Annotated in this window: 22 protein-coding genes; 7 read left to right on the forward strand and 15 right to left on the reverse strand. The window is 71.7% G+C overall.

The window, feature by feature from the left end; translation table 11 throughout:
• The first annotated feature begins 437 nt into the window (after positions 1 to 437).
• From IEY17_RS12860 to IEY17_RS12880, 6 genes are all read left to right on the forward strand, one after another.
• On the forward strand, positions 438 to 689 hold the full coding sequence (locus tag IEY17_RS12860; protein WP_188987606.1) for a hypothetical protein: 252 nt from the start codon (positions 438 to 440) through the stop codon (positions 687 to 689).
• A 112-nt stretch (positions 690 to 801) separates the two neighbouring features.
• On the forward strand, positions 802 to 1,023 hold the full coding sequence (locus tag IEY17_RS12865) for a hypothetical protein (protein WP_188987607.1): 222 nt from the start codon (positions 802 to 804) through the stop codon (positions 1,021 to 1,023).
• Positions 1,024 to 1,197: 174 nt separating this feature from the next.
• Positions 1,198 to 1,371: a hypothetical protein gene (locus tag IEY17_RS25385; RefSeq protein ID WP_229680099.1), complete on the forward strand. Its 174-nt coding sequence runs from the start codon at positions 1,198 to 1,200 to the stop codon at positions 1,369 to 1,371.
• Positions 1,372 to 1,373: 2 nt separating this feature from the next.
• Positions 1,374 to 1,913: an SPASM domain-containing protein gene (locus tag IEY17_RS12870; protein WP_229680100.1), complete on the forward strand. Its 540-nt coding sequence runs from the start codon at positions 1,374 to 1,376 to the stop codon at positions 1,911 to 1,913.
• A gap of 91 nt (positions 1,914 to 2,004) precedes the next feature.
• Positions 2,005 to 2,670: an AAA family ATPase gene (locus tag IEY17_RS12875; protein WP_229680101.1), complete on the forward strand. Its 666-nt coding sequence runs from the start codon at positions 2,005 to 2,007 to the stop codon at positions 2,668 to 2,670.
• A gap of 50 nt (positions 2,671 to 2,720) precedes the next feature.
• Positions 2,721 to 3,623 carry an aminoglycoside phosphotransferase gene (locus IEY17_RS12880; protein ID WP_188987608.1) on the forward strand — a complete coding sequence of 301 codons (903 nt, stop codon included), beginning with the start codon at positions 2,721 to 2,723 and terminating at the stop codon, positions 3,621 to 3,623.
• Positions 3,624 to 4,254: 631 nt separating this feature from the next.
• On the opposite strand, the gene IEY17_RS12885 is transcribed toward IEY17_RS12880, so the two are convergent.
• From IEY17_RS12885 to hppD, 10 genes are all read right to left on the reverse strand, one after another.
• The gene (locus IEY17_RS12885) at positions 4,255 to 5,469 is read right to left on the reverse strand and encodes a cytochrome P450 (protein WP_229680102.1); all 1,215 of its coding nucleotides are present in this window, start codon (positions 5,467 to 5,469) and stop codon (positions 4,255 to 4,257) included.
• 169 nt (positions 5,470 to 5,638) lie between these two features.
• Complete coding sequence (locus tag IEY17_RS12890) at positions 5,639 to 6,802, reverse strand: cytochrome P450 (RefSeq protein ID WP_229680103.1); 1,164 nt, start codon at positions 6,800 to 6,802, stop codon at positions 5,639 to 5,641.
• A 2-nt stretch (positions 6,803 to 6,804) separates the two neighbouring features.
• A complete protein-coding gene (locus IEY17_RS12895) occupies positions 6,805 to 7,638 on the reverse strand; it encodes an SAM-dependent methyltransferase (RefSeq protein ID WP_188987609.1) in 834 nt (277 codons plus the stop codon).
• A gap of 100 nt (positions 7,639 to 7,738) precedes the next feature.
• On the reverse strand, positions 7,739 to 8,524 hold the full coding sequence (locus IEY17_RS12900; RefSeq protein ID WP_188987610.1) for an SAM-dependent methyltransferase: 786 nt from the start codon (positions 8,522 to 8,524) through the stop codon (positions 7,739 to 7,741).
• Complete coding sequence (locus IEY17_RS12905; RefSeq protein WP_188987611.1) at positions 8,521 to 9,909, reverse strand: NAD(P)/FAD-dependent oxidoreductase; 1,389 nt, start codon at positions 9,907 to 9,909, stop codon at positions 8,521 to 8,523. Before IEY17_RS12905 ends, IEY17_RS12900 begins: the two co-directional genes overlap by 4 nt.
• Complete coding sequence (locus IEY17_RS12910; protein WP_188987612.1) at positions 9,906 to 11,156, reverse strand: FAD-dependent oxidoreductase; 1,251 nt, start codon at positions 11,154 to 11,156, stop codon at positions 9,906 to 9,908. Before IEY17_RS12910 ends, IEY17_RS12905 begins: the two co-directional genes overlap by 4 nt.
• Positions 11,153 to 12,826, reverse strand: coding sequence for a prenyltransferase/squalene oxidase repeat-containing protein (locus IEY17_RS12915; protein WP_188987613.1), 1,674 nt, complete (start codon positions 12,824 to 12,826; stop codon positions 11,153 to 11,155). Before IEY17_RS12915 ends, IEY17_RS12910 begins: the two co-directional genes overlap by 4 nt.
• Complete coding sequence (locus IEY17_RS12920; protein ID WP_188987614.1) at positions 12,823 to 13,851, reverse strand: polyprenyl synthetase family protein; 1,029 nt, start codon at positions 13,849 to 13,851, stop codon at positions 12,823 to 12,825. Before IEY17_RS12920 ends, IEY17_RS12915 begins: the two co-directional genes overlap by 4 nt.
• A 46-nt stretch (positions 13,852 to 13,897) precedes the next feature.
• Entirely contained in the window at positions 13,898 to 14,938 is a 1,041-nt protein-coding gene (locus tag IEY17_RS12925) for a prenyltransferase (RefSeq protein WP_188987615.1), read from the reverse strand.
• A gap of 51 nt (positions 14,939 to 14,989) precedes the next feature.
• Complete coding sequence (hppD, locus tag IEY17_RS12930) at positions 14,990 to 16,114, reverse strand: 4-hydroxyphenylpyruvate dioxygenase (protein WP_188987616.1); 1,125 nt, start codon at positions 16,112 to 16,114, stop codon at positions 14,990 to 14,992.
• Positions 16,115 to 16,644: 530 nt separating this feature from the next.
• Here hppD and IEY17_RS12935 point away from each other — a divergent pair.
• Positions 16,645 to 17,595 (forward strand): ArsR/SmtB family transcription factor, encoded by a 951-nt coding sequence (locus IEY17_RS12935; RefSeq protein ID WP_229680104.1) that lies wholly within the window; start codon positions 16,645 to 16,647, stop codon positions 17,593 to 17,595.
• 39 nt (positions 17,596 to 17,634) lie between these two features.
• On the opposite strand, the gene IEY17_RS12940 is transcribed toward IEY17_RS12935, so the two are convergent.
• From IEY17_RS12940 to IEY17_RS12960, 5 genes are all read right to left on the reverse strand, one after another.
• On the reverse strand, positions 17,635 to 18,459 hold the full coding sequence (locus tag IEY17_RS12940; protein WP_188987618.1) for a nitroreductase/quinone reductase family protein: 825 nt from the start codon (positions 18,457 to 18,459) through the stop codon (positions 17,635 to 17,637).
• Between the two features lie 471 nt (positions 18,460 to 18,930).
• Entirely contained in the window at positions 18,931 to 19,929 is a 999-nt protein-coding gene (locus IEY17_RS12945) for a DUF1015 family protein (RefSeq protein ID WP_188987619.1), read from the reverse strand.
• Positions 19,926 to 20,900: an NAD(P)-dependent oxidoreductase gene (locus tag IEY17_RS12950; protein WP_188987620.1), complete on the reverse strand. Its 975-nt coding sequence runs from the start codon at positions 20,898 to 20,900 to the stop codon at positions 19,926 to 19,928. The genes IEY17_RS12945 and IEY17_RS12950 overlap by 4 nt, the downstream gene beginning before the upstream one ends.
• Before the next feature lie 305 nt (positions 20,901 to 21,205).
• Entirely contained in the window at positions 21,206 to 22,684 is a 1,479-nt protein-coding gene (locus tag IEY17_RS25390) for a DUF4153 domain-containing protein (protein ID WP_229680105.1), read from the reverse strand.
• Between the two features lie 405 nt (positions 22,685 to 23,089).
• A complete protein-coding gene (locus tag IEY17_RS12960) occupies positions 23,090 to 23,773 on the reverse strand; it encodes an acyl-CoA dehydrogenase family protein (protein ID WP_188987621.1) in 684 nt (227 codons plus the stop codon).
• Positions 23,774 to 23,896 lie beyond the last annotated feature (123 nt).

Consider the following 23,896-nt stretch of genomic DNA (forward strand, 5'->3'; position numbering starts at 1 on the left):
ACGCAGTGACCGAGTGACGACGGTGAAGACATGCCGCAATGGTCACGGGTCACCCGCGACGGGCTGACTGCCGTGCTAACGCAAGACGGCAGTGACGTCGCTGTGTGTATCGGTGGACACCGGCGCGGCTTGCCGACGTCCATTCTCGCGCCCGTCCCCCCAGTACAGGCGCGGCGTCGGCACGCGGCGGGAACCGGCTTGGCCTCGATCACACGCCGTCGGTTCCCGCCGCCCACTGGCACCGAGATTTCCGGGGTAATCGTCGTGACCGTCCGAAAATTGGTGTCCGCCAACGGTGTTGAGCACTGGGTCATCCCCAATGCGTCCACCGCACTCTGCGGTGTGCCGCTCGTGTCGCTCACGCTGCCTGATCCCCTGCGGACTTACGTGCCGTGCACAGGTTGCCCCGGCAAGCTCGCTGCGCGGGAGACCACGGCATGAGCGCCCCGAATTCGCCGACGCGCAGCCACCCCCGCGTACTTCGTCCGGCGAGTGTCGATTACGTCGAACTTGCCAAGCTCATGCGGTCTGCGATCGTGATGCTCGGGTTCGCGGTCGATGACCTGGAACGCGGGCTGTGGACGCCTGACGAATGCGATCACCTCGCCGACGGTCTTGAGAAGCTGGTCGCGGCGCTGCGTAGCGGTGACGGCGGACGGACGGTCATCGATGTGGGAAGGGGCGAATAGTGATCGTCTGGAGGATTGTCCTGGTGGTTGTCACTTCGGGCTTGGCGCGGTGTTGGGGAGCTGTTGCACGTCTCGGCGGCAGCACGGCCGCGCTGGTGAGGGTGCACTGACCGTGCGGCATCTGGTCGAGCGGATTGAGGCGGAAACCGGCAACAGTGCCCGTCATGGGCCGGGGGAACCGGTGTCGATGCGCGGTGACCTCGCCGACGACATCGCCAACGAACAGACACGGATTCTGCCGCTGCCACCCGAAGTGCTTGCGGCGAAGCCGGACGAGGTCGCACGCAATCCGCTGGTGTTGCAACGCGTTCTCGCTGGGGTGCGGCGGTTGTAAGGCGTGGCTCGGTGTCGTTGCTCCCGAACTTCGGCACGGAGTCGCCCGGCGGGGGTGGTGCGTCGCCCCTCGGCGCACCACCCCCGCCGGTTCCAACCCGAGTAGCGGCACCTCGGGCGTGGTGCTGTGAGTGAGGCGAACGGGCAGAGCCTTTCAACACATTGGGGAGAGTCCATGATGGACTATGGTCGGATTTCGTTCGTGTGGCTGGAAATCACGGGCCGATGTCAACTGGAATGCGGGCACTGTTACGCCGAGTCCGGCCCGGCTGGTGACCACGGGCGGATGCGGGTGGAGGACTGGCGGCGGGTGATCGACCAGGCCGCCGAGATCGGGGCGTTGAGGTGAAGGTGTTTTCCAACCTGGTGTACGTGCGCCCGGCGTACGAGCGCACCAAGGCCAACATCCGTGAAGCCGTGCGCCGGGCGATCCCGCTGCGGGTCGGTGTGGTGAACCTGTGGGCGGGGCAGCGCAGTGACCAGGCGGTCGCCGAGCTGCGCGAGCTGGGGGTGACCGAGATCGGCACCGACCGTCTGCGGCAGGTCGGACGCGGCGTGCGCACGGGGCGGGCGGGGCTCGATCAACTGTGTGGGCACTGCGGGGATGGCAAGATCGCGATCTCGCCATCGGGCCAGGTGTGGCCGTGCATGTTCTCCCGGTGGATGCCGGTGGGCAACGTGCGGGAACGTGCGCTCGCCGAGATCCTGTCCGGCCCCCGTACGGCGGAGGTGGGTGCGACACTGCGCACCCACTTCGCCACGCGGCCCCGGTCGGCGTGCGACCCTCAGTGTGGGCCGAACTGTAGCCCTGCCTGTAACCCGTCGTGCTGGCCGACCGGCGCGGGGCCGTGTGGTCCCAACGGCGGGTGCCAGCCGAACTACGACGCCTAGGAGCCCTGTGTTCGTCCGTCGTGCCTACATCAGGGAGGCGAACCGGCCCGGCCGCGCTGAGCGCGGCCGGTGGCCGTTCACCGTGCCATGCGTGGCCGAGCTGGCTGACGAGGGTCTGACCTTCCATTCACCGGTGACGTTCTTCGTCGGTGACAACGGGTCGGGCAAGCCCACGCTTGTGGAGGCGATCGCCGAGGGGTTCGGGCTGGACTCCTACGGGGGTCGCCTCGGTGCGAAACGGGGCCGACCCAACCCGACCAAAACCCCGCTTGGCGAAGTTCTCTCGCTGGAAACCACCGCCGCCGGGTCTCGTATGCGCAGCGGCCCCCGATCGAAGAAGAAGGGCTTTTTCCTTCGGGCTGAAACCGCGTTCCAGATGACCGAGAACCTCGGCGGGGTACCCGGCTTCTGGGATGAGAACACCGCCGAAATGTCGCACGGTGAGGGTTTCTTGACGATGTTTCGGGACATGTTCAACGCCGCTGGCTTCTCCGTCATGGACGAGCCCGAGGCCGCCTTGTCGTTCACATCGTGCCTGCGCCTGGTGGGCCTCATGCACCAACTGAGCACCACGGGTGCTCAGGTCATCTGTGCGACACACTCACCGATCCTGGCCGCCACCCCCGGAGCCAACATCATCGAAGTGGGCGACCACGGAACCCGCCGCGTGAAGTGGGACGAACTCGAACTCGTGGACCACTGGCGGCGCTACCTCACCAACCCGGACAACTACCTGCGGCACCTCATCGACCCATGAGCCCGACAGACGCCGAAGTCGCCGAGGCCGACCGACAGTTCATCGTGTGGATGCGGGGCAACCTCGCCCGCGCCGCCGACCACTTCGCCGTCACCCTCGACGGTGAGCCGGTGTTCGGTTGGCGCTTGCGTTCCATCGGCACACGAGTGCGTGACGCCTCGGGGACGGGGTACTGGCTGCGGGTGGTGTCGGAATTCCCGCAATGGGCGCACGGGGAGTTCTGGACCGGAAACACCGACGCCAACACACTTCCCGCCAGTATTCCCAAGCCGTACGTTCTGGGTTGCTGCGAGTGGAACGAACGGGACTGGCGGCACCAGCGTGCGGAACTCTCCACGCTGCTGCCCGGTGACCCCTGCTCCACCACGGACGCCCCCACCACGGACCTCAACCTACCGCCCGCTTGGTGGGCGGACCTGCGGCGCACGCTCGCCACCCTGGCCGCCACCCCAACACTGCGCACCCACGCCGACCAACAACGGGTATCCCGCCGCATCCGCGACACCTTCGGCGATCACGTCGAAAGCCACATCGAACAGTGGGAAACCGTCCACGGAGACCTGCACTGGAACAACCTCCTACACCCACAACTCGGTGTGCTGGCCTGGGAAGGCTGGGGACGCGGCCCGGCCGGAACCGACGCGGCCACCTTGCTGTGTTCCAGCGTGCTCAACCCCGCCACCTACCGAGCCGTCCGGTCAGGGTTCGGTGACGTTCTCGACTCACCGACCGGCCGCGTCGCCCAGCTCTACGCCGCCGCACGCCTGCTGCACCGAGTCGAGACGGACCACCGCCACGAATTCGCCGCAGCCCTCCGCCGAACACGCATCCGCCCTGCTCAACGGGTAGGAACCCTGGCAGGCGAGCGACGAACGATCCGCCACACCTCACAAGCCCCACGCCCCGCACAAGCACGGGAGCCCCCGCAGCGGCGGGGGCTCCCGGCGACATGACCTCGGGGGAAGGCCACGCCCTCTCTCTAGGGGGGTGATCGGCCCGAAAGCCCCACGACATGGCACCCGCAGGACCCCGGCTGTGTCTTGCCGATCACCCCCGCCCATACCCAACAGATCAACACGGGCGACGCCAGTTCGGCAGAACCCTGCACAACCCAACAACACCAGCCACCACCGCACCCACGACGCCCAGCAGCAACCACGCAGCCAGGCCCCAGCAGCAGCGAACCGACGCAGCCACGACACAACGTCACCACACCGTCCCGCCGCGTTGATCACACAGCGTGATTGAATGTTCGTTTGAATGTTTGCAGGGAGGCGACCTTTCGACGCATGTCCGGGTTCGATGCATTGAGAGCCTCTCTACGCCCTATCCCAGTTCAGGCAAGACTGGACGTCCTTGGCGCCCAAGTGCCGGCAAATTGGGATTTTGCGCCCAAGTTCAGGAAAACGTGGACACTTCTGGTGCCCAAGTTCCGTCGAACTTGGGAACGTTCTGGTGCGTCTCGGTCGTGCTCAGCATCGTGTGCCTCGCCGCTTTCGTCGCCCAGACGCCCCTGACCACGTGCTGGTGGCCTGCGGAGTGCGGGGCGCGTCGAACCGGAATCGCCGTCCGGTGGGCCCGCGGTCAGTCCCAGGTGACGGGGAGGGCGTGGACGCCGAAGATGCCTTCGTCACGCTTGTACCGGAGGGTCGCCGGGTCCGCCGCCAGGCGGAGGGTCGGGATGCGGCGCAGCAGGGTCGGGTAGACGATCCGCAGTTCGGTGCGGGCCAGGGACTGGCCGACGCACTGGTGCGGGCCGAAGCCGAACGCCACGTGCTGGCGCGAGCCGCGCCGGATGTCCAGCACGTCGGGGTCGGCGAACACGGCCGCGTCGCGGTTGGCCGACGGCGTCAGTGCCACGATGCCCTCCCCGGCGCGGATCACCTGGCCGCCCACCTCCAGGTCCCGCACCGCGACGCGGGTGGTCGCGAACTCCGAGATGGACAGGTACCGCAGCAGCTCCTCCACGGCGCCGGGCGCCAGATCCGGGTCGTCGCGCAGCGCGGCGGCCTGCTCGGGGTGCTGGAGGAGGGCCAGCACCCCCAGCGAGATCATGTTCGCGGTGGTCTCGTGCCCGGCCACCAGCAGCAGCATCGACGTGGTCAGCACGTCCTGGCGGCTGAGCTCGCCCGCCTCGTGCCGGGCGACCAGGCGGGAGACGATGTCGTCGCCGGGTTCCCGCTGCTTCACCGCGATCAGCCGGTCGAAGTACTCCAGGATCGCGGTGTTGGCCGCCTGCGTCTCCTCCGGTGTGGTGGTGGCGTCGACGATGGTGCGGGTCCAGGCGTTGAAGCTGCCGATGTCGTCCACCGGCACGCCCAGCAGCCAGCAGATCACCGTGCTGGGCACCGGCAGCGCCAGCTCGGCCACCAGGTCGGCGGGCCGCGGCCCGGCCAGCATCGCGTCGATCCGCTCGTCCACCAGCCGCTGGATGTCCGGGCGCAGCGCCGAACTGCGCTTGATGGTGAAGTCGTGCGCCACCATCTGGCGCAGCCGGCCGTGCTCGGGCGGGTCGGTCCGGATGAACCCGGGGTGGAATCCCGCGTCGACCAGGGCCCGTTCGGCCGCGGAGATGATGGGGAATCCGGGGGCGCGCAGGTCCGCGCTCACCCGCGGGTCGCGCAGCACGGCACGCACGTCGGCGTACCGGCTGACCAGCCAGGTCGGGCTGCCGTCGGGCAGGGTGGCCCGGGCGACCGGGGCCGACTGCCGCATTGCGCGGTAGTGCTCCGGCGGGTCCAGCGGACAGCCGGTCGGCCGGGCCATCGGGAACGTCAACACCTCGTGGGTTTCGGTCACGCGGATCTCTCCAGTTTCAGCGCCTGTCCTTGATCTTTGTCGTGGCGGCTGGGTTCACCTGCGCAGGGCGACCACCCGTGCTCAGACGCCGACCGGGGCGAGAAATGCCCAGCTCGGGAGCCAGGCGGTGGCTGAGGTCGGATCCCGCAACGGGTTCCAAGACGGCCTCTCACCAGGTCACCGGAAGCTTCCGCACCCCGTGCACCAGAGTGCGGGGCAGGTATTCGAGGTCCTCGAACGGCACCGCCAGCCGCAGGTCGGGGAAACGCGCGAGCAGCGCCGGGTAGGCGACCTGCAGTTCCAGGCGGGCCAGCGGAGCACCAAGGCAGTGGTGGACGCCGTGCCCGAACGCCAGGTGCGGGGCGGGGGAGCGGTCGATGTCGAACTCGTCGGACCGGTCGTAGACCGCGTCGTCCCGGTTGCTCGATCCCAGCGACACCAGCACGAACTCGCCCGCACCGACGAGCTGCCCGCCGATCTCGACGTCTTCGCGGGCCTGCCGCATCGCCGCGTTGTTCACCACCGTCAGGTAGCGCAGCAGTTCCTCCACCGCGCGGTCGACCACCGCCGCGTCGCGGAGCCTCGCCAGCTGGTCGGGGTGACGCAGCAGCAGGAGCAGGCCGAGGGCGAGCATGTTCGCGGTGGTCTCGTAGCCCGCACCGAGCAGGAAGATCCCGATGCCGGACAGCTCCGCGTCGGACAGCTCGTGGCCGTGCTCGGCGACGAGCCGCCCCAGCAGGTCGTCGGTGGGGTGGGCGCGTTTGTCGGCCACCAGCCGCGCCATGTACTCGGTGGACTCGGCCCACAGAGCCGCGGCCCGCTCCTCGCTCATCGCCAGGTCGACCTGCGCCGCCGTGCGGCGCCGGAACTCGGCGCGGTCCGCGTACGGCACGCCGAGCAGCTCGCAGATCACCAGCGACGGCACCGGCAGCGCGAACTCGCGCACGAAGTCGACCGGACCGCCGCGCCGCGCCATCTCGTCCAGCTGCGCGGTCACGATCGACTCGACCACGGGTCGGAACTGGTCCATCCGCCGCACCGTGAAATTCCCGGCCAGCATCCGCCGCAGCCGGGTGTGCTCCGGCGGGTCCATGAACAGCAACACGCCGGGGCCGGGTTCGGCGACCCCGGCGTCGGTGGTGCCCGGACGCATCAGCCGGGCCGCGTCGACGCTGCGGAACCGGCCGTCGGTGAGTACCTGGCGGGCGTCGGCCTGGCGGGTGACGAACCACGCCTGCGCGCCGCTGGGCAGGTCGATGCGCGACACCGGCGCGTGCTCGCGCAGCCAGCGGAACTCCTCGCCCACATCGAAGGGGCAGAACACCTCGGCCACGGCTATCCCGCCTTGCGTGCGGTGAGCACGACGTAGCCGGTGTGCTCCTGCGCGTGCTCGACGATCAGCGGGATGGCGTGCTGCACCTGCTCGGCGATGCGGGCGCTGCGCTCCGACTCCACGGCCGGGCGGTAGGCGGCGATGGCCGTCAGGATCGCCTCGCCGGAGTGCCGGGTCTGCTCGGTGACGTCGAGGACCTCGGCCACCTCGAACCCGGCGTCGCGCACCAGGCCCGTCAGCTCGTCCAGGGGTGGCGGCACGTGGTTGGGCAGCACGCCGATCGCGGTCTGCGGGACCTTGCCGGGCGGGATCGGCTTGGTCTCGAAGAAGTCGGCGATGACCAGCCGCCCGCCGGGGCGCAGCACGCGGTGCTCCTCGGCGAGGGCCCGCTGCTTGTCGGGCATGTGCAGCAGCGACTCCAGCGCCAGCGCGGCGTCGAACTCGCCGTCGGCGAAGGGCATGTCCATCGCGTCGGCGTACTGGAACCGCACCCGGTCGCCCAGGCCGGTGGAGCGGGCCAGCTCAGCCGCCGTCTCCAGCTGGCGGCGGCTGATGGTGATGCCGGTGATGGCGCAGCCGGTGGCGCGGGCGAGCAGCGTGGCGGGGCGTCCGGTGCCGCAGCCGACGTCGAGCAGCCGTTCCTCTGGTCGCAGCGCGAGCTTCTCGCCCAGCAGCGCGGTCAGTCGGTCCTGGGCCTCGGTCAGCGACGCCGCGTCGACGCCGTCGGGCCAGTAGCCGTAGTGGATGCTCTCACCGAGGCAGGACGAGAAGAACTCCTCCAGCTGGTCGTAGAACATCGCGACCTCGTCCGCGGTGAACGTGGTCTGGTCGGTCACGGGGGATCTCCTCTCGGATCCGGGCTTCCAAGCGGTGTGGCGGCCCACCTGAGCGGGGTGGCCAGCCGGTGACCACCTGAGCAGTGCGAAGACGACCCTGTCAGGCGCGGTGCGCGGTGACGACCGCGTAGCCGGTGTACCGGCGGGCGTGCGCGACGATCTGCGGGATGGCCCGCTGGACCTGCTCGGCGATCCGCTCGGTCACGGAGTCCAAAGTGGACCTCTGGGCGGCGACGGCGGCCAGCAGCTCGTCGTAGGTGGGGCGGGTCGGCCCGGTGATGTCGACGACGTCGGTGACCTCGAACCCGGCGGCGCGGATCCGGTCGGTCAGCTCCGGCAGCGGCGGTGGCGGGGTGAACGGCACGCCGCCAGGCTGTTCCGGGGCGGGGGTGATCTGGAAGAAGTCGGCGACGACCAACCGGCCACCCGGCCGCAGCACCCGGTGCACCTCGGCGAGCGCCCCTTTCTGATCGGGCATGTGCAGCAGCGACTCCAGGGCGAGCGCGGCGTCGAATTCCCCATCGGCGAACGGCATGTCCATCGCGTCGGCGAGGGTGAACGCGACGCCGTCGACGTCGCGTCGCACCGCGGTCTCCAGCTGGCGGCGGCTGATGGTGATGCCGGTGACAATGCAGCCGGTGGCGCGGGCGAGCAGCGTGGCGGGGCGTCCGGTGCCGCAGCCGACGTCGAGCAGCCGTTCCTCCGGTCGCAGCGCGAGTTTCTCGCCGACCAGCGCGGTCAGCCGGTCCTGGGCGTCGGTGAACGACCCGCCCGGGCCGTCGGGCCAGTAGCCGTAGTGGATGCTCTCGCCAAGCCACGACGACAGGAAACGCTCCAGTCCGTCGTAGAACTCGGCCACCTCGGCCGCGGTGAACTGCTCGGTCAAACCTGCTCTCCTCGGTTGGTCAGCACGGCCCGTTCGGCCGCGGTGAACGGCGGATCGCCGGAGTCCAACGGCCCGGCGCCGCGCAGCAGCCCCGCGACCACCCGCGGGATCTGCGACAGCGGCGGCGCACCGGACAGCGTGTGCGCGCCCAGCAGCGCACCGAACACCACCGGGTCGCGCCCGGCCACCCGTTGCAGCCGGTCGGCCAGCCGCTTCTGCAGCAGCGCCGCGCGGGTCGGACCGCCGCCCACCACGCCCGGGTACAGCCGGTCCTGGCTGGTGGCCATCACCCACGAGACGTGCGTGGCGCGGACGATGCGGCGCTGCACCCGGCGGAAGCTGCCCGGGCGCAATCGGTGTTGGGACAGCTCCCGGTCCAGCGCGACGGCTTCGGCCGCCGCGACCGACATGCCGTGCGCGTACGTGGGATTCGTGGTGGCCACCGCGTCGCCGAGCACCGCGAACCCGTCGGGCCACTGCGCGAGCAGGTCAAAACGGTGGCGGCGGTTGGCGTTGTTACGGTAACCGCGGGCGCGACCGAGCGGTTCGGCGGCGGCGATGAGCTCGCCGATCACACCGTGCGGCAGGTTGCGGGCGAACTCCTCGAACCCCGCGTCGTCCACCGGGGGTTCCGCACCGCGTGTGCCAGACAGCGTCACCAGCCACTGCGCGCCCTCGATCGGGAAGATCACCGCGGCCCGCCCCGGACGCCCACCGCCCGGGTCGGCCTGGACCGACACGGTCGGGAAGTCCGCGGTCGGGGCGCGGTAGAGCCGCGTGGCGTACGCCAGGCCGGGATCCACCAGTTCCTCGCGGACCTCCGGCAGCCCGAGCGCGCGCAGCCACACGGTCGCCTTGGAGCCGCGCCCGGTCGCGTCCACGACCAGGTCGGCGTCGAGCGCGGCCAGCTGCCCGTTCGACCGGTCCCGGACCAGCGCGCCGGTCACCCGGTCGGCCGTGCCGCACAGCCGGACCGCTTCGGTGCCCTCGACCACCTGGATGCGACCGTCGCCGAGCACGCGCTTGCGGACCGTCCACTCCAGCAGGGCGCGGCTGCAGCACAGGGCGTACCGGATCTGCCGGAACCGCGGCATCCAGCCCTGCGCGGTCAGCGACACCACGTCGCTGGGCAGTCCCAGCCGCCGCGCGCCCTGGCCGACGAGCTCGTCGACGACGCCTGGCAGCAGCCGGTCGAGCCGCTGCGCCCCGCCGGTCAGCAGCAGGTGCCCATGGTGGGCCTGCGGCACGCCCTTGCGCACCACCGGCCCGTCGGGGTAGCGGTCGCGTTCCACGACCACGACCGAATCCAGGTGCCGGGCCAGGACCCGGGCCGCCAGCATCCCGGCCAGGCCGCCGCCCAGCACCACACCTCGTCGTCCGCTCATGTCCAGGCCGGAATCCTTCCCGCTCGGGGGTCGGGCAGGCCGAGCTGGTGCATGCGGTCCAGCACGGTGAACGGGCGGATGCCCAGCCCCGCCATGTTGTAGGTGGCCACGAAGCGCAGCCGGGCGTTGCGGCTGGTGCGGCGCAGCATCCGCCGGCCGATCAGCCGGCCCGCCCACGAGGTGTCGGTGACCATCCGGGTGGCGTCGTGGCTCATCCGGTCGATGTGACGGACCCAGCCCGCGCGGGCCCGCTGGTAGCGGTCCAGCGCGGTGTCCACCGTGGACTGGCCGCCGAGAAGCCCGGCCAGGGTGTGGGCGTCGGCGATGGCCGTGTTCATGCCCTGCGCGGCCATCGGGTGCACGGCATGCGCGGCCTCGCCGACCATGGCCAGGCCCGGAACCGCCATCCGGTCCGCGGTGAACCGCCACAACTTCAGCAGCTGCCGCGTGCCGAGGCTGTCGCGCAGCACGCCCAGCAGCGGCTTGAGTGCGGGCGTGCCGGCGACCACGCCGTCGCACCAGGAAGCCAGGTCGTCCTTGCGGACCCCCCGCAGCTCGTCCGCCCCGACCTGCACGTACAGCCGGATCCGGCCGCCCGGCAGCGGGTACAGCAGCCGCAGCCCGCGGTCGGTGAGGTAGCTGGAGACCTCGGCGGGCAGTTCCGGCCCGCCGGTGAGCTCGAACGACGCCAGCCGGTGCGGGTACTCGACCGGCTCGGCGCTGATCCCGGCCAGCCGGCGCAGCCGGGAGGACAACCCGTCGGCGGCCACCACCAGCGGTGCGCGCACCTCGACGCCGCGTCCGTCCTCGTCGACGACGACCCCGCAGATTCGGCCGGAGCCGTCGCGCAGCAGATCCCGCACCAGCGCGCCGCGCCGCCACCGCACCCCGTCGCCCAGGCTGTCGGCGAGCGCGCCCAGGATCTCGCCGTGGTCGTGGCTGAGCAGGTGGCGCTGCCCGGCGAGCGCGGCGTAGTCGAACACCATCACCCGGCGGCCGTCGGCCTCGCGGATCACCAACCGGTCCAACGGCACCGCGCCGCGCTCCTCCAACCGCGGCAGCACACCCCACTCGCGCAGGATCTGGATCGAACTCGGTTGCAGCACCTCGCCTTTCGCGACCGGGACCGGCTTGGGCCGCTTCTCCAGCAGCAACACCCGCAGCCCCCGCGCGCCGAGCGCGCACGCGGCCGCCAGACCGCCCACCCCGGCTCCGCAGACCACCACGTCAGCGGACTCAGCTGTCATCGCCCACCACCTCCGAACGCCGCGAGCGCGCCGACCGCGAGCCCCTGCGCGATCAGGGGGTCGCAGTAGTGCACGTGGTCGCGGATGTAGATGCAGCACTGGCCCGGTTCCCACCAGCCGTCCGGCCCCTGCGCGGCCACCAGCCACTCGACGCCGCGCCGCGCGGCCTCGTGCTGCCCGCAGGCCACGAGCGCGCTGATCGCGTGCCCGGTCTCGTCCGGGGTGCCGTCGCCGCGCCCGTCGCTCCACGACCCGTCGTCGCGCTGCGAGGCCAGCAACCAGTCCCGGGCGCGGATCGCGACGGGGTGCCCGCTCATGCCGAGCCGGCTCAGCGCGTGCACCACCGCCGCCGTGGCGGGCACGCCGCCGCGGTGCCACCGGGCCTCGAACGAGCCGTCGGGGGCCTGGCTCTTGGCGAGCCAGCGCAACGCCCGCTCGATCACCGGGTCGGCGGTGCTGACGCCCACGGCGTGCAGGATCTCCACCGCCACCGCGGTGATGAACGGGCACGGGCCGTCCAGAGGCACCAGGCTGTTGCGCACGAACGTGCTCCACGAGCCGCGGTTGTCCTGCTGCGCCCGCAGCCACGCGACCCCGCGGTCGAGGATGCGGTCGGTCTCCTCGTCGCGTTCGGTGTCCACCAGAATCCGCAGCACCAGCACGGTTTCCAGCGCATTCGGCCAGCCGGTGCGCCCCGTCCAGGTCCACGCACCCGCCGGGCTGGCGTAGACCACCGAGGGCTCCCGCTGCTGGCAGCGGGCCAACCAGTCGCGTCCGGCCAGCACCCGGGCGTCATCCGCCAGGCCCGCGCGGACCAGCCCGTGCACGCTGAACGCCATGCCGGTCACCTCCACCCGGTCGCGTTCGACGCCGTGGACGAGGTGCCAGGCCCCGCCCGGCTGCGCCGTCGCGCGCAGGTAGCCGACCGAGGCCCGCACCAGGTGCGGGGCCGCGTTCGCCCGGCTCAGCGCGGTGCACACCAGCCCGGTCAGCCACGGGTCGCCGCCGTAGGAGCCGGATTCGCCCTCCTGCCGGAAGAACTCCTCCAGCAGACGCACCGCGACCGGCCGGGCGAGGCGCTCGACGGCCCGGGCCAGGCGGCCGTGGCGGCGCTGCCGTGCCTGCATGAACGCCAACGCCACGAACGGCGGGGTGAGGTAGGACAGCAGCCTGCGGCGCAGCCTGGCGGGAAGCAGGAGCAGCTCCACCGGAACGCGGCGCAGGCGGTTCGCGTCGTACAGCCCGGCGATGGACAGCACCAACCCGGTCAGCTGGGCCATCATCGGGTCGTCCAGGCCCTCGACGCCGCCGCGGCGCCGGATCCAGCCCAGCCCGCGGGCCACGGCCTCCGCGCCGCTTTCGCCCGCGACCAGCCGCAGCGCCGCGGTCGCCATCGCGGTGGCCACGAAGTCGCTCGGGAGGTGCTCCAGCGTTCCCCAGCCGCCGTCGTCGTTCTGCGCGCGCACCAGCCAGTCCACGCCGTCGGCGATCAGGTCGGCCGACCGGTCCGGGTCGGCGACGTGCAGCGCCAGAACCGCCCCGGCCGCGCCGGACACCGCTGGGCGGCGCGGATTCGGCCAGGAACCGGGGCGTGCGGCGGCCAGCAGCGCCTTCCCGGCGTCGTCGAGCGCCTGCCGAACACGGTCCTGAGTGGACAGCGACCCGGTCATCGCGTCCTGCCGATCAGCGTGCCGGCCAGCGCCTTGAAGGAACGGCGCACCTGCTCGGGCATCGGCAGCGCGTCGAGCTGTTGCGCGACGCCGCGCAGCTGCCGCGCCGCCTCCTGCTCGGCGTACTGCCGGCCCCCGGCCTCCTCGACCAGCGCGGCGACCAGCTCCGGCTCGGCGTCGCCCGCCGGCAGGAGCTCCCGCAGCCGGTTCCCGGCCGGCGTACCGCTGGACAGCGCCGCGATCATCGGCAGGGTCTTCTTACCCTCTCGCAGGTCCCCGAACACCGGCTTGCCGGTCACCAGCGGATCACCCCAGATGCCCAGCACGTCGTCGGTGCACTGGAACGCCAGCCCCAGGTGCCGGCCCAGCGCGTCGAACGCCCGCACCGCCTCCGGGGACGCCCCGGCCAGCTGCGCGCCGCCCGCCGCGGAGAACGCCAGCAGCGCGCCCGTCTTGGCCTCGGCCATCGCCTGGTACTCCGCGACGGTCACCGCCTGCGCCCCGGACCACGGCCGCCCGGTGAACTCAATGTCCTGCACCTGCCCGATCACCACCTCGCGCATCGCCACCGCGAGACGCTCGGCGACCGCCGCGGCGTGCGGGCTGCCGGTGCCCAGCAGCAGCTCGAACGCCGCCGAGTGCAGGGCGTCGCCGATCAGGATCGCCGCGGCCACGCCGTGCGCCTTCCACACCGACGGACGACCGCGGCGCTGCTCGTCGCTGTCGATGATGTCGTCGTGGATGAGGCTGAAGTTGTGCACCAGCTCGGCGGCGGCCGCCGCGGGCAGCGCCGCCGACGGCGCGGCGCCGACCGCCTCGGCGGCCAGCACCGCCAGGGTCGGGCGGACCGCCTTGCCCGCGGCGAGCTCGGTGCCCGGCTGCCAGCCGAAGTGGTAGTGCCCGATCCCGGCCAGGGTCGGGCCGAGTGAGTCGACGATGGCGCGCAGCAGCGGCTCGGTCAGCCCGCGGGCGCGGCTCGTCGCGGTCGCGACCAGGTCGTGGTCGGCGGCGATCGGAGACGTCATGATCGACCTCGATCCTCGTGGTTGCTGGTGGGGGTCGGGGTGCGGCTCAGCCCGTGGGAACCGGCGCGGTGGCGCGGTTGTCCCGCACGGCCCGCGCGAGCCAGCCGCCGAAGACCAGGAACGTCGCGGCGCACACCGCGGTCCACGGCTGCCACAACCGCCCGGCGGCCGCGAGATCGGCGAGCAGGCCGAGGGTGATCGCCGCGGCGGTCAGCGGCATGTGCATCGACGCCCAGAACGTCACGGCGTTGGCGCGCCGGGGCTCCCGCAGTGCGCCGCTGGTGAGCTGCCGGGTCACCCACAGCGGCACCGGCGCGGTGGCCAGCATCAGCACGCCGACCACGGCCGGGACCACGCCCAGCACCAGCAGCAGCGCGATCGCGGCGTACCCGGCGACCTGGCCGACCGCGAACAGGCGCACCAGCCCGGTGGCGCCGAGCAGCACGGCCAGCGTTTTCTTGCCGACGGCCCGGTCGCCCTCGATGTCAGGAAGGTTCATGATCGCCATCCGCAGGAACTGGAAGCCGAACAGCACCGCGATGCAGCTCAACCCGGCCGTGCTGACCGTGCCGGCCTGCGCGAAGCAGGCCAGCAGCGGACCCAGCCCGTAGAGCACTGCCGCGCAGCTGATCTCGCCGAGGCCGTGGTAGTTCAGCCGCAGCGGCGGCGCGGTGTACAGCCAGGCCAGCGCGATGATCACCGCGCCCATCAGCCGCGTCGGCGTGCCGGGCAGCACAGCCAGCAGCAGCACCCCGGCGAACAGCAGCACGAACGCCGCGCTGAGGCTCACCACCGGGGCCAGGTGCCCGCTGACGAGGACCCGGCTGCCGCCGGTCCACGAGGTGGGGGCGGCGTTGGCCCGGTCGGCCTCCAGGTCGAAGTACTCGTTGCAGTAGTGCGTCATCAGGTGCGTGCACCAGGCGAACAGCAGCGTCACCAGGTACCAGCGCAGGTCGGCCGGGAACCCGCTGTGCACCGCGATGGTGACGCCGACGGCGACCACCAGCATGCTCTGGAACAGGAACTTCGGGCGGCCCAGTCGGACGAACGCGCGCAGCGGCCGCACCTCGGCGGGGGTCGTGGTCATCCTGCTCCTTTTCGCACGAGCGTCAGGCCGTGCTTCGAAATCGGCCGATCCTCAGAGGTTTCCGCGGCGGGCCTGCTCACGCTCGACCGCCTCGAACAGCGCCTTGAAGTTGCCCTTGCCGAAGCCCTGCGAGCCGTGTCGTTCGATCAGCTCGAAGAACAGCGTCGGGCGGTCCTGGACCGGTGCGGTGAAGATCTGCAGCAGGTAGCCGTCCTCGTCGCGGTCGGCGAGGATCTTCAACTCGCGCAGCTCGTCGACCGGGACCCGGGTTTCGCCGACCCACTCGTCGAGGGCGTCGTAGTAGGCGTCCGGGGTGTCCAGGAACCGGACCCCGGCGGCCCGCATCCGGCGCACCGTGGCCACGATGTCGTCGGTGGCCAGCGCGATGTGCTGCACCCCGGGACCGCCGTGGAACTCCAGGAACTCCTCGATCTGCGACTTGCGCTCGCCGGTGGCGGGCTCGTTGATGGGGAACTTCACCCGCCGCTCGCCGTCGGCGACCACTTTGGACATCAGCGCGGAGTACTCGGTGGCGATGTCGTCACCGATGAACTCCTTCATGTTCGTGAAGCCCATGACCCGCTGGTAGAACTCCACCCACTCGTCCATCCGACCGAGCTCCACATTGCCCACCACGTGGTCGATCCCGTGGAAGGCGCCCTCGGTCGCACCGCCGAACTCGCGCGGCTCGAACCCGGGCAGGAACACCGCGTCGTCTTGGCGCTCGACCAGGGTGTGCCGCACCTGGCCGTAGGCGGCGATGGCGGCGAGCCGCAGGCCGTCCGCCGGCTGGTGCGGAGCCGCCAGCCCGGTCGCGCCCCGCTGCACGGCGTGCGCGTAGGCGCGCTCGACGTCGGCGACGCGCAACGCGATGTCGGTGACCCCGTCGCCGTGCACCGCAAGGTACCGGTCGAGATCGGTGCCAGGGCGGGCCGCCCCGGTCAGCAGGAACCGGGTGCTGCCCGCGACCATCAGGTACTCGGCGTGGTCGCGGTGCCCGGTCTCCGGCCCCCGGTACGCCGCGCAGCGCATACCGAAGGCGGTCGCGTAGAAGTGGGCGGCCTGCTTGGGGTTGCCCACCGCGAACCGGAGGTGGTCGATGCCCAGCACCGGGAACGGATCCGCCGGTGCCTCGGAAGCGGTGTGCCGGTCGAGCACTTTCTCGGAAGGCGACATCGTGCGCCGGAGCCCCCATTCCGCCGTGTGGCGAGTGGTGTGAACGACGAACCGCGCCGGGCGGCTTTCGACGCCGCGTCCGGTCGCGCGGACCCGACGTCGTCGTCTGGTCCTGGCCGCGCCGGCGGCGATCCCGGCTGCCCGGCCGGTCGAAGCTTCCAGGACCCCGAGGCGGCCGACAATCCTTTCAGAGCAGCGTGAAAGGTAGCGCCAGGCGGGCGTATCCAAGATCACAAACACGTGCGAGCTGGCGGTGGCGAAACGCAGAATCCCCGCCCTGGGTTGGTTGATCGTTGTATCAGTTCCCGATTTCTTCGTCGTGGTGGGAAAAATGTGTTGTTCGCTACGCGGCGGACGCGGCGTCCGATCGGTAAAATGCGAGTTCCCCTTGATCGGCCGAGTGAGCGGATCCGTTACGGCAAACGGCACTATCTGCCCGACCGGGCACGTGTTGGAGTACGAGCGTGCTGAGAATCCACTTCACTCCGGCGGACGTTTTGCGGACGCGCATTCTCGACCAGCCCCACCCGATGTGGGAGCTCGCGCTGAGCCTGCACGTCCTGCGCGGCGCCGCGCCCTGGCCGCAGCAGCGTGCCTGGCAGCGGTGGGCGCGGCACCGGCTGCGGGACGCGGGGTTGTCGCGGCGGATGTTCCTGCTGTCCACGCTGGTGCCGGTGAAGGGCAACTTCCCCGACTTTCTCACCCCGGCCCCGGTCGGGTTCGACGAGGGCATCGAGACCATCCTGGCCGCGCGCCGCGACGACCTGCGCCAGGACCTGGCCCGGACCTTCCCGCGCGGCACGGCGCCGGCGTGGGTGCGGTCGCTGGCCGACGGCGACCGGGCCATCGTGATCAGCCTGGTCACCATGCTCCGTGACTACTTCGAGGCCGCCGTCCGCCCGCACTGGCGGCAGGTGCAGGAGCGGGTGGTCGAGGACCGCGTGCTGCGCACCCACCAGTTGACCACCGGTGGCGTGGAGCAGGCGTTCCGGTCGCTGCCCGCGCCGATCCGGTGGACCTGGCCGGTGCTGGAGACGGTCTACCCGGAAACCCGGAACCTGCACCTCGGCGGGCGCGGCCTGACGTTGATCCCGTCGTTCTTCTGCTTCGGCCATCCGATGACGTTCATCGACCCGGAACTGCCGCCGGTGCTGGTGTACCCCGCGCGGCAGACGCCGCAGCAGCGGCGCGCCATCGACAGCCACGACGTGCCGGAGAGCCTGGTCGCGCTGCTGGGCCGCACCCGGGCCCAGGTGCTGCTGGCGCTGCAGACGCCCTGCTCGACGTCGGAACTGTCCCAACGCCTCCAGACCTCGCTGCCATCAGCCAGCCAGCACACCTCGGTGCTGCGCCGGGCCGGGCTGGTGACCTCGACGCGACTGGGGAAGGCGGTGCTGCACGGGCTGACGCCCCTCGGCCAGCAGCTGCTGGCGCACAACAGCCCGTCGGACATCACGCACGAGGCGCTGGCCGGGTTCTGAAGCCCAGGAGGTGGCTCCGCCGTGCGGTGGGCCACCGGTTCACGCGTCCAGGACCGGAATCAGCTGCTCCTCCTCGTGGGCCAGGTGTCGCTCCAGCTCGTCGGCGAGCCGGTCCACTTCGGCCCGCACCAGCGCCGGGTCCGCCGCGGTCGACGAGACGACCTTGTGGAGTTCGGCCACCAGCGTGGCGATCCGCTCGTGCTCCGCGCGCAACCGCTCCAGCACCGGCGCGAGTTCGGGGTGGTGTTCGGTGAGGAACGGGAACATCGTGGTGTCCTCGCCGGTGTGGTGGTTGCGCAGTCCCTGGCACACCGTCAGGCAGTTGACCCGCAGCTGCGCTCCGATCCCGGGTCCGGACTCGGCGATCTCCCTGCGGATCAAGGAGAGTTCCCGCCGGAAAGCGTCGTGCAAAAGCTTCAGCCCGGCGCCCGGTGACGCCGCGTTCGGCGGTCCGCCGGAGACCGGTCGCAACGCCACGACCGGGATGGTGCGGGTGGTCCGGGCCTGGTAGGCGGCCCACCCCGGATCGGCCTCGGCGGCGCGGGCGAAGGCGCGGTCGCGGTCGGCGCCCTCGAGCACGGTGGCCCGCGCCTGGTAGGTGAACACGCCGTCCTCGACGGTGACCAGCGGATTGGCCACCAGGTTGTGGAACCAGTCGGGGTGCTTCGGGGCACCGCCGGCGGAGGCGATGACCAGGACCTGGTCACCACCGTCGGGCAGGTAGCCGACGGGCGTGGTGTGCGGGGCGCCGGTGCGCGCGCCGGTGGTCGTCAGCAGCAGTCGGCCGCCCTCGAAGGGGCCGCCGACCCGGCCGTTGTTGGCGCGGAACTCGTCGATGATCCGCTGGTTGAAGTCGTTGGGCATGGGGCTCCAGGGATGAGTTGGCCCGCGGGCGGTGCTGCGCGGAACCGTCCTTCGGGCAGGCTGAATTCGTTGTGGGAAAAGGAAGAAGGCGCGTTGAAGCCGCCGGTCGCCGGTACGACCGGCTCAGGCGCGAAGAGAGCGCGGCACCATCGATGCGGCGCGAACAGCACGCGGAACGCGTGGTATCAGGGAAAGGGCGGGCTCCGCGCCCGCCGGGGCCTCACGCCCCGGCCGGGAACCCAACTCGCTCGTGGCCCAAGGCCGACCCGGCAGTCACGACCGTGATCCTAGCCGAACGCAAACCACAGGAGCAACGACCACTCTCGCGCCGGGGGTGGGGATCCAAGCTCGCTCAACCTTGGGAGGTTTCCCGCCGGGGGGCCCTGGCTTGCGCCGCGGCAAGCGCCCGGGAGCCTGCCGCGGCGAGTGGGTGCGGGCTTGAGGCTCGGCGGGTCCGGGCGGGTGTGGGGTTCAGCGGAGTCTGCGGCGGAAGAGGTTCGGGGCCGGCTTGGGGTCGAACCACGTCGACTTTGCCGGCATCACCAGCCCGGCGTCCGATGTGGACATCAGCTGGTCGATACTCGGCGGGTGCGGGGCGAAGTGAATCGTCCGGTGGGTCGCGCACCAGCAGGTGTCCACGTTGTGGTGGCCGTCAACCGCCAGCTCCGGCAGGAGTTCCTCGTCCAGCACACGTGCGTCGAGCCCGTGGTACGGGTCGCGCCGGGTGCGCAGGTGCAGCCGGTACCACTGCTCGTCCAGCCGCACGGCGATCACCCCCGGTGCGGCCTCCGGCGCGGCTGCCGCCTCGATCCGCATCGTCGCCGGGTGCGTCGCGAGCTGCCGCAGCACCTCGCCGTCCGGCGGCACCGGCACGCACCGGTGGTAGCCGAGGATGCGCATCTCGTCGGCGGGGAACAGCGCCGCGAGCGTGTATGCGGCGGGGTGGGTGGGGCCGAGGTCGCGATGCCGGTCGGCGTACCGCCCGGCGACCCGCATCCGGTGGTGCCCGTCGGCGATGTAGAGCGCGTGGATGCGGCTGACCTCGAAGTTCACCGCGCGCGCCCGCTCCGCGTCGCGCCGGATCCACACCGAGTGGGTGACCTCGCCCGTGGTCAGCCGCACGTCGGGGTCGGTGGTGGTGATCTCGGCCAGCTGGGCGCGCAGCAGCGGATGCCGGCGGTGCACCAGCATCACCGGCATCTGTTCGATCCCGGTGGCCTCGGTCAGCTCCTCCAGCTCCCGCTCGCGGTCGGGCTGGGTGGCCTCGTGGCACCGGATCCGGCCGGTGCGGTAGTCGTCCAGCGAGACCTCCAGGACCACCCCGGTCTGCCGGTGCCGCCCGGTCTCCATGCGGTACACCACGACCGCGGGGCTGGGCAGCCGCGCGTACTGTCCGGACGTCGTCCTGACCTGCGCGCGCGGCGGGCGCGTGGTGATGCCGCGGCGGTCCAGCGCGGGCGTGGTGCTCATGACGCGTCGCCGCAGTTGACGCAGTGCAGGACTTCGCCGGACGCGAACGCGTCGACCATCCGCACCACCTCGGCGGCCACCGCGTGCTGAGCCTGCTCGGTGGAGGCCCCGATGTGGTGGGTGCCGTAGACGTTGGGGTGCTTGACCAGCCGCGAGTCGATGGTGCCGGTGCCGGTGGCGGGTTCGTCGGCGAAGACGTCCAGCCCGGCGCGGACGTCCTTGGTCTCCATCGCCTCGATCAGCGCGTCCTCGTCGATGAGGTCGCCGCGCGCGGTGTTGAGGATGATCGTGCCCGGTTGCACGTGGGCGAGCAGGTCGCGGTCGACGAGGTGCCGCGTCGCGTCGGTGGCGGGCAGGTGCAGCGACAGCACGTCGCAGGTCCGTGCGAGTTCGGGCAGGTCGTCGACGAACCGGATGCCGATGGCGCGGGCGCGTTCCAGGGTGTGCGGGTCGCGTCCGGGCTTGGCCACGGCGTACACGGTGGTGCCCAGGGCCGCGACCCGTTCGGCGAAGGCCATCCCGATCCGCCCGAGTCCGATCACGCCGACGCGGCGGCCGAAGATGCCGCGGGCCCGGGAGTAGCGCTTCTTGTCCCAGCGCCCCGCACGCAGGTCGGCGACATTGTCGCAGATGGTGCGGTCCAGCGCCAGCAGCAGGGCGAGGGCCAGTTCGGCGACGGCGATCGCATTGCGGCCGGGCACGTTGCAGACCCGCACGCCCCGCCGTGCCGCGGCGGCGCAGTCGATCGTGTTGGTGCCGGAGCCGGCGCGGATGACCAGGCGCAGTGCGTCGGCGTTGTCGAACACCTCGGCGGGGACCCGGGTGCTGCGCACGATCAGGACCTCGCGGCCGGACAGCCGGTCGGCCAGCTGCCCGGTGGTGGTGTCCGGTTCGTACCGGCAGTCGTGGCCGCGTTCGACCAGGTCGGCCAGGTGCGGCTCGGGGAAGGCGTCGGCGAGCAGAACCCTCATCAGCAACTCCCAACCTGGGCCTCCGCCGGGCCCGGCGAGCGGTCAGCGAACGAACAGTGTTGCTCATTGCGAGACGGTTTGCGAATAGCGCAATAGTGACGGTCGCGGTGAGCCGCCGTCAACACCCGGATACGCGTCTCGCCCGGGTCGAGCGACCATCGGTGGTAGCGGTCACGCCGCGTCGTCCGGTGCGGGAGCACCGTCGCGGTGCGGGGCGCCCTTCACCGATGCTTGCAGGGTGCCCCGCATCCCGTTCGGCCGCGTTCGGAGGATGACGGGACCGTGACGATCCCCGCCACCGCCCGTCAGCGAGGCGCGAGGTGGTCGGAGAGGTTCCAGGACCGCCAGTCCTTCTCGTCCAGTTCGTTGACGATGCCGGCGACGATCTTCTGCCGCGTCGGCTCCGGGAGCTGCTGCAGCGCCGGGATCGCGTCGCTGGACAGCAACGACAGGTAGAAGGCGTCCAGCTTGCCGGTCTGCTGGTAGCGGGCGATGTTGCCCTCGGCGATCAGTCCCTCCGGGTTGATTGCCGCCAGCGCGAGCAGCGCGGCCATCGCCGTGCCCACCACGGCCCTGGGCAGCCAGGCCGCGCGCAACCGCACCCCGGCCGCGATGATCAGCAGATACACCACGCCCAACCACAGCTCGCACGTCATCACCAGCACGCGCAGCACGGTGTAGCCGTAGGCGGCCTGGTAGGCGCTCATGCGCAGCAACGCCGACGCCACGATCACCAGGGTCAGCACCGCCAGCGCCCCGGCCAGGCCGCGCAGCAGGTTGCGGTCCAGTCGCGACTCCTTGGGCGCCCAGCGGGCCGCCGCGCCGATGATCGGCAGGGTGAGGATGGTGACCACCATCAACTGCCAGAATCCGCTGCGCGCGTAGCCGGAGAAGGTGAGCCGGTCGGTGGTCAGCACGTGCTGTTCGCCACCGAACATCGGCGTGCTCTGCACCGCGACGAACGCCGCGAACAGCACCACGAGCACTCCGATCGGCAGTGCCCACTCCAGGCGGCGCAGGGTCCGCACCGGGTTCGTCCGCTCCGCCAGCTCCGGCGGGCGGGCCGTGGTGAACGCCGCACCCAGCGTCCCGGCGGCGAACAGCACGAACACGAACGTCCAGCGGAAGACCGTCTCCGCGTTGAGCGTCGGCAGAATCGTCGCCACCAACTCGGCGAAGTTCTCGTCGGCGCTGGCGAACAACGCGCCGAAGACGACCAGCAGCACGATGCTGACCAGCACGGACACCGCCAGCCGCAGGCCGCCGCGGGTGCGCCGCAGTTCGCGGGTGCCGCGGACGGTCCACGGCAGCGCGCGCAGCGTCGCGATCGGGATCGCGATGCTGGCCAGGGCGAACGACAGCACGGTGCGTGCACCCGTGACGGCCAGCGTCCCGGCGACCGCTGCGGTGAGCACGCACAACGTCGTCAGCCACTCCGCCGCCCGGAAGGCGCACACCGCCAGCAGCAGCAACGCCAGGACCGCCCACCCGATCTGTCCGATGTGGACCTTCCGGCCGGCCTTGCGGCCCACCAGCAGCAGACCGGCCGCGGTGACCAGGCCGAGCAGCGGCCAGCCGATCCCGGGCGCGCCCAGCGGCACGAAGACCGCGGCTGCGGCGCCGCCGAGGACTGCGGCCAGCAGCGCGGCCGGGGCCGCGGACGGCTCGGGCCGGGGCCAGAAGTCGTCGAACATCGGCGGCACCGGCTGCGGGGTCCACGCGGCGGGCTGGTGGGGGAGGGGCGCCATGGGCGGCAGCGCCTGCTGGTTCGGCACCGATGCCATCCGCGGTCCGGCGGCCTGAGATACCACGCCGGCGGCCGGTTGCCCAGGGCCCTGCACGCTGTCCGCGGTCCCGCCCGGCTCGGCCTCGGCTGCTGGCGTCTGGTCCGCTCGCGGCTCGGCCGCGGCGCCCGCGGGCTTTTTGGCCTCGGTACCACCCGGCTGCTCCGCTGGCACAGCCGCAGCCGGTCGTGCTTCCGGTTGCGCGGCCACGGGCTCGGCCGCGGCACCCGCTGATCGCACCGGTCGGCCCGCCTCGTCGGGCTTCGAGGGCTCGCTCGCCTGGTCCGACATGTTCCTCCAGTCGTTCGTCCTTCATCCTCTGGGACGCACGGCGGGGCGAGTGGTTCACCGGATGACCGGAACGTTATCTGGCCACGGTCACGGGTCCTGCAGTTCGAGGAAGTTTCATCGCGCCCCCGGTGCGCCGCCGTGGTGGGCCCGCGTGGTGGTCGCCTCGAAGACATGCGTGTCGGGCCCGAAGACGTCCTCGCAGGTGTAGTCGATGCTGTCGGTGGCGCGCAGCCCCAGCACGTCCCAGTTGTCGATGAGCGTCGCCTGCTTCTTGGGGAAGGTGAACACCGGCACTCGCCCGGTTTCCGCGCACCGCGCGGCGGAATGCAGGTGGTCGGCCAGCGCGATGCCGGACGCGAACTGCCAGTGGCCGCTGATCCGGTGGCCGCCGTCGACGCGGACAGCCGTGCCGGGTTTGGTGCTCTGCCCGGCCATCAGCGCGTGCTCGCCGCGGGCGACGTCGGGGTACGGCTCCCGCGCCGCCTCCGGCCCGAGGTAGGCGGCGGTGGTGCCGGTGACCATCTGCAGCGCCATGGTCGTCCAGGCCACCGAAGCGTCCCAATAGGACAGTTGCGCGATGGTGGCAAGCTGCTGGCGCGGACTGAACTCGTAGCCGCCCAGCTCGCGCGGGATGCCGATCCGGAACACGCCGCTGCCGTGCAGGGCCCGGACCACCTCGTCGGTGAGCCCGCCCCGCCGGTCGCACTCGTCGGCGTGGTCCTGGAACAGCGGGGCCAGCTCGGCCAGCCTGCGGTGGAGCGGATCGAACTCGTCGCTGGTGCGAAGCCTGGAGGTCATCCTCGTCTCCCGATGGGGTGCGCTGGGCCGGTGCCGGTGTGATCATCGGCGCCTCGCAGGCTGTGCGGTGGCGGTGCGACGCGGGACATGTTTCGCCGGGCGGCCACCGGGACAGCTGTGATT

Origin of the sequence: Saccharopolyspora thermophila, assembly GCF_014646075.1 — a bacterium.
Lineage (GTDB): Bacteria > Actinomycetota > Actinomycetes > Mycobacteriales > Pseudonocardiaceae > Saccharopolyspora > Saccharopolyspora thermophila.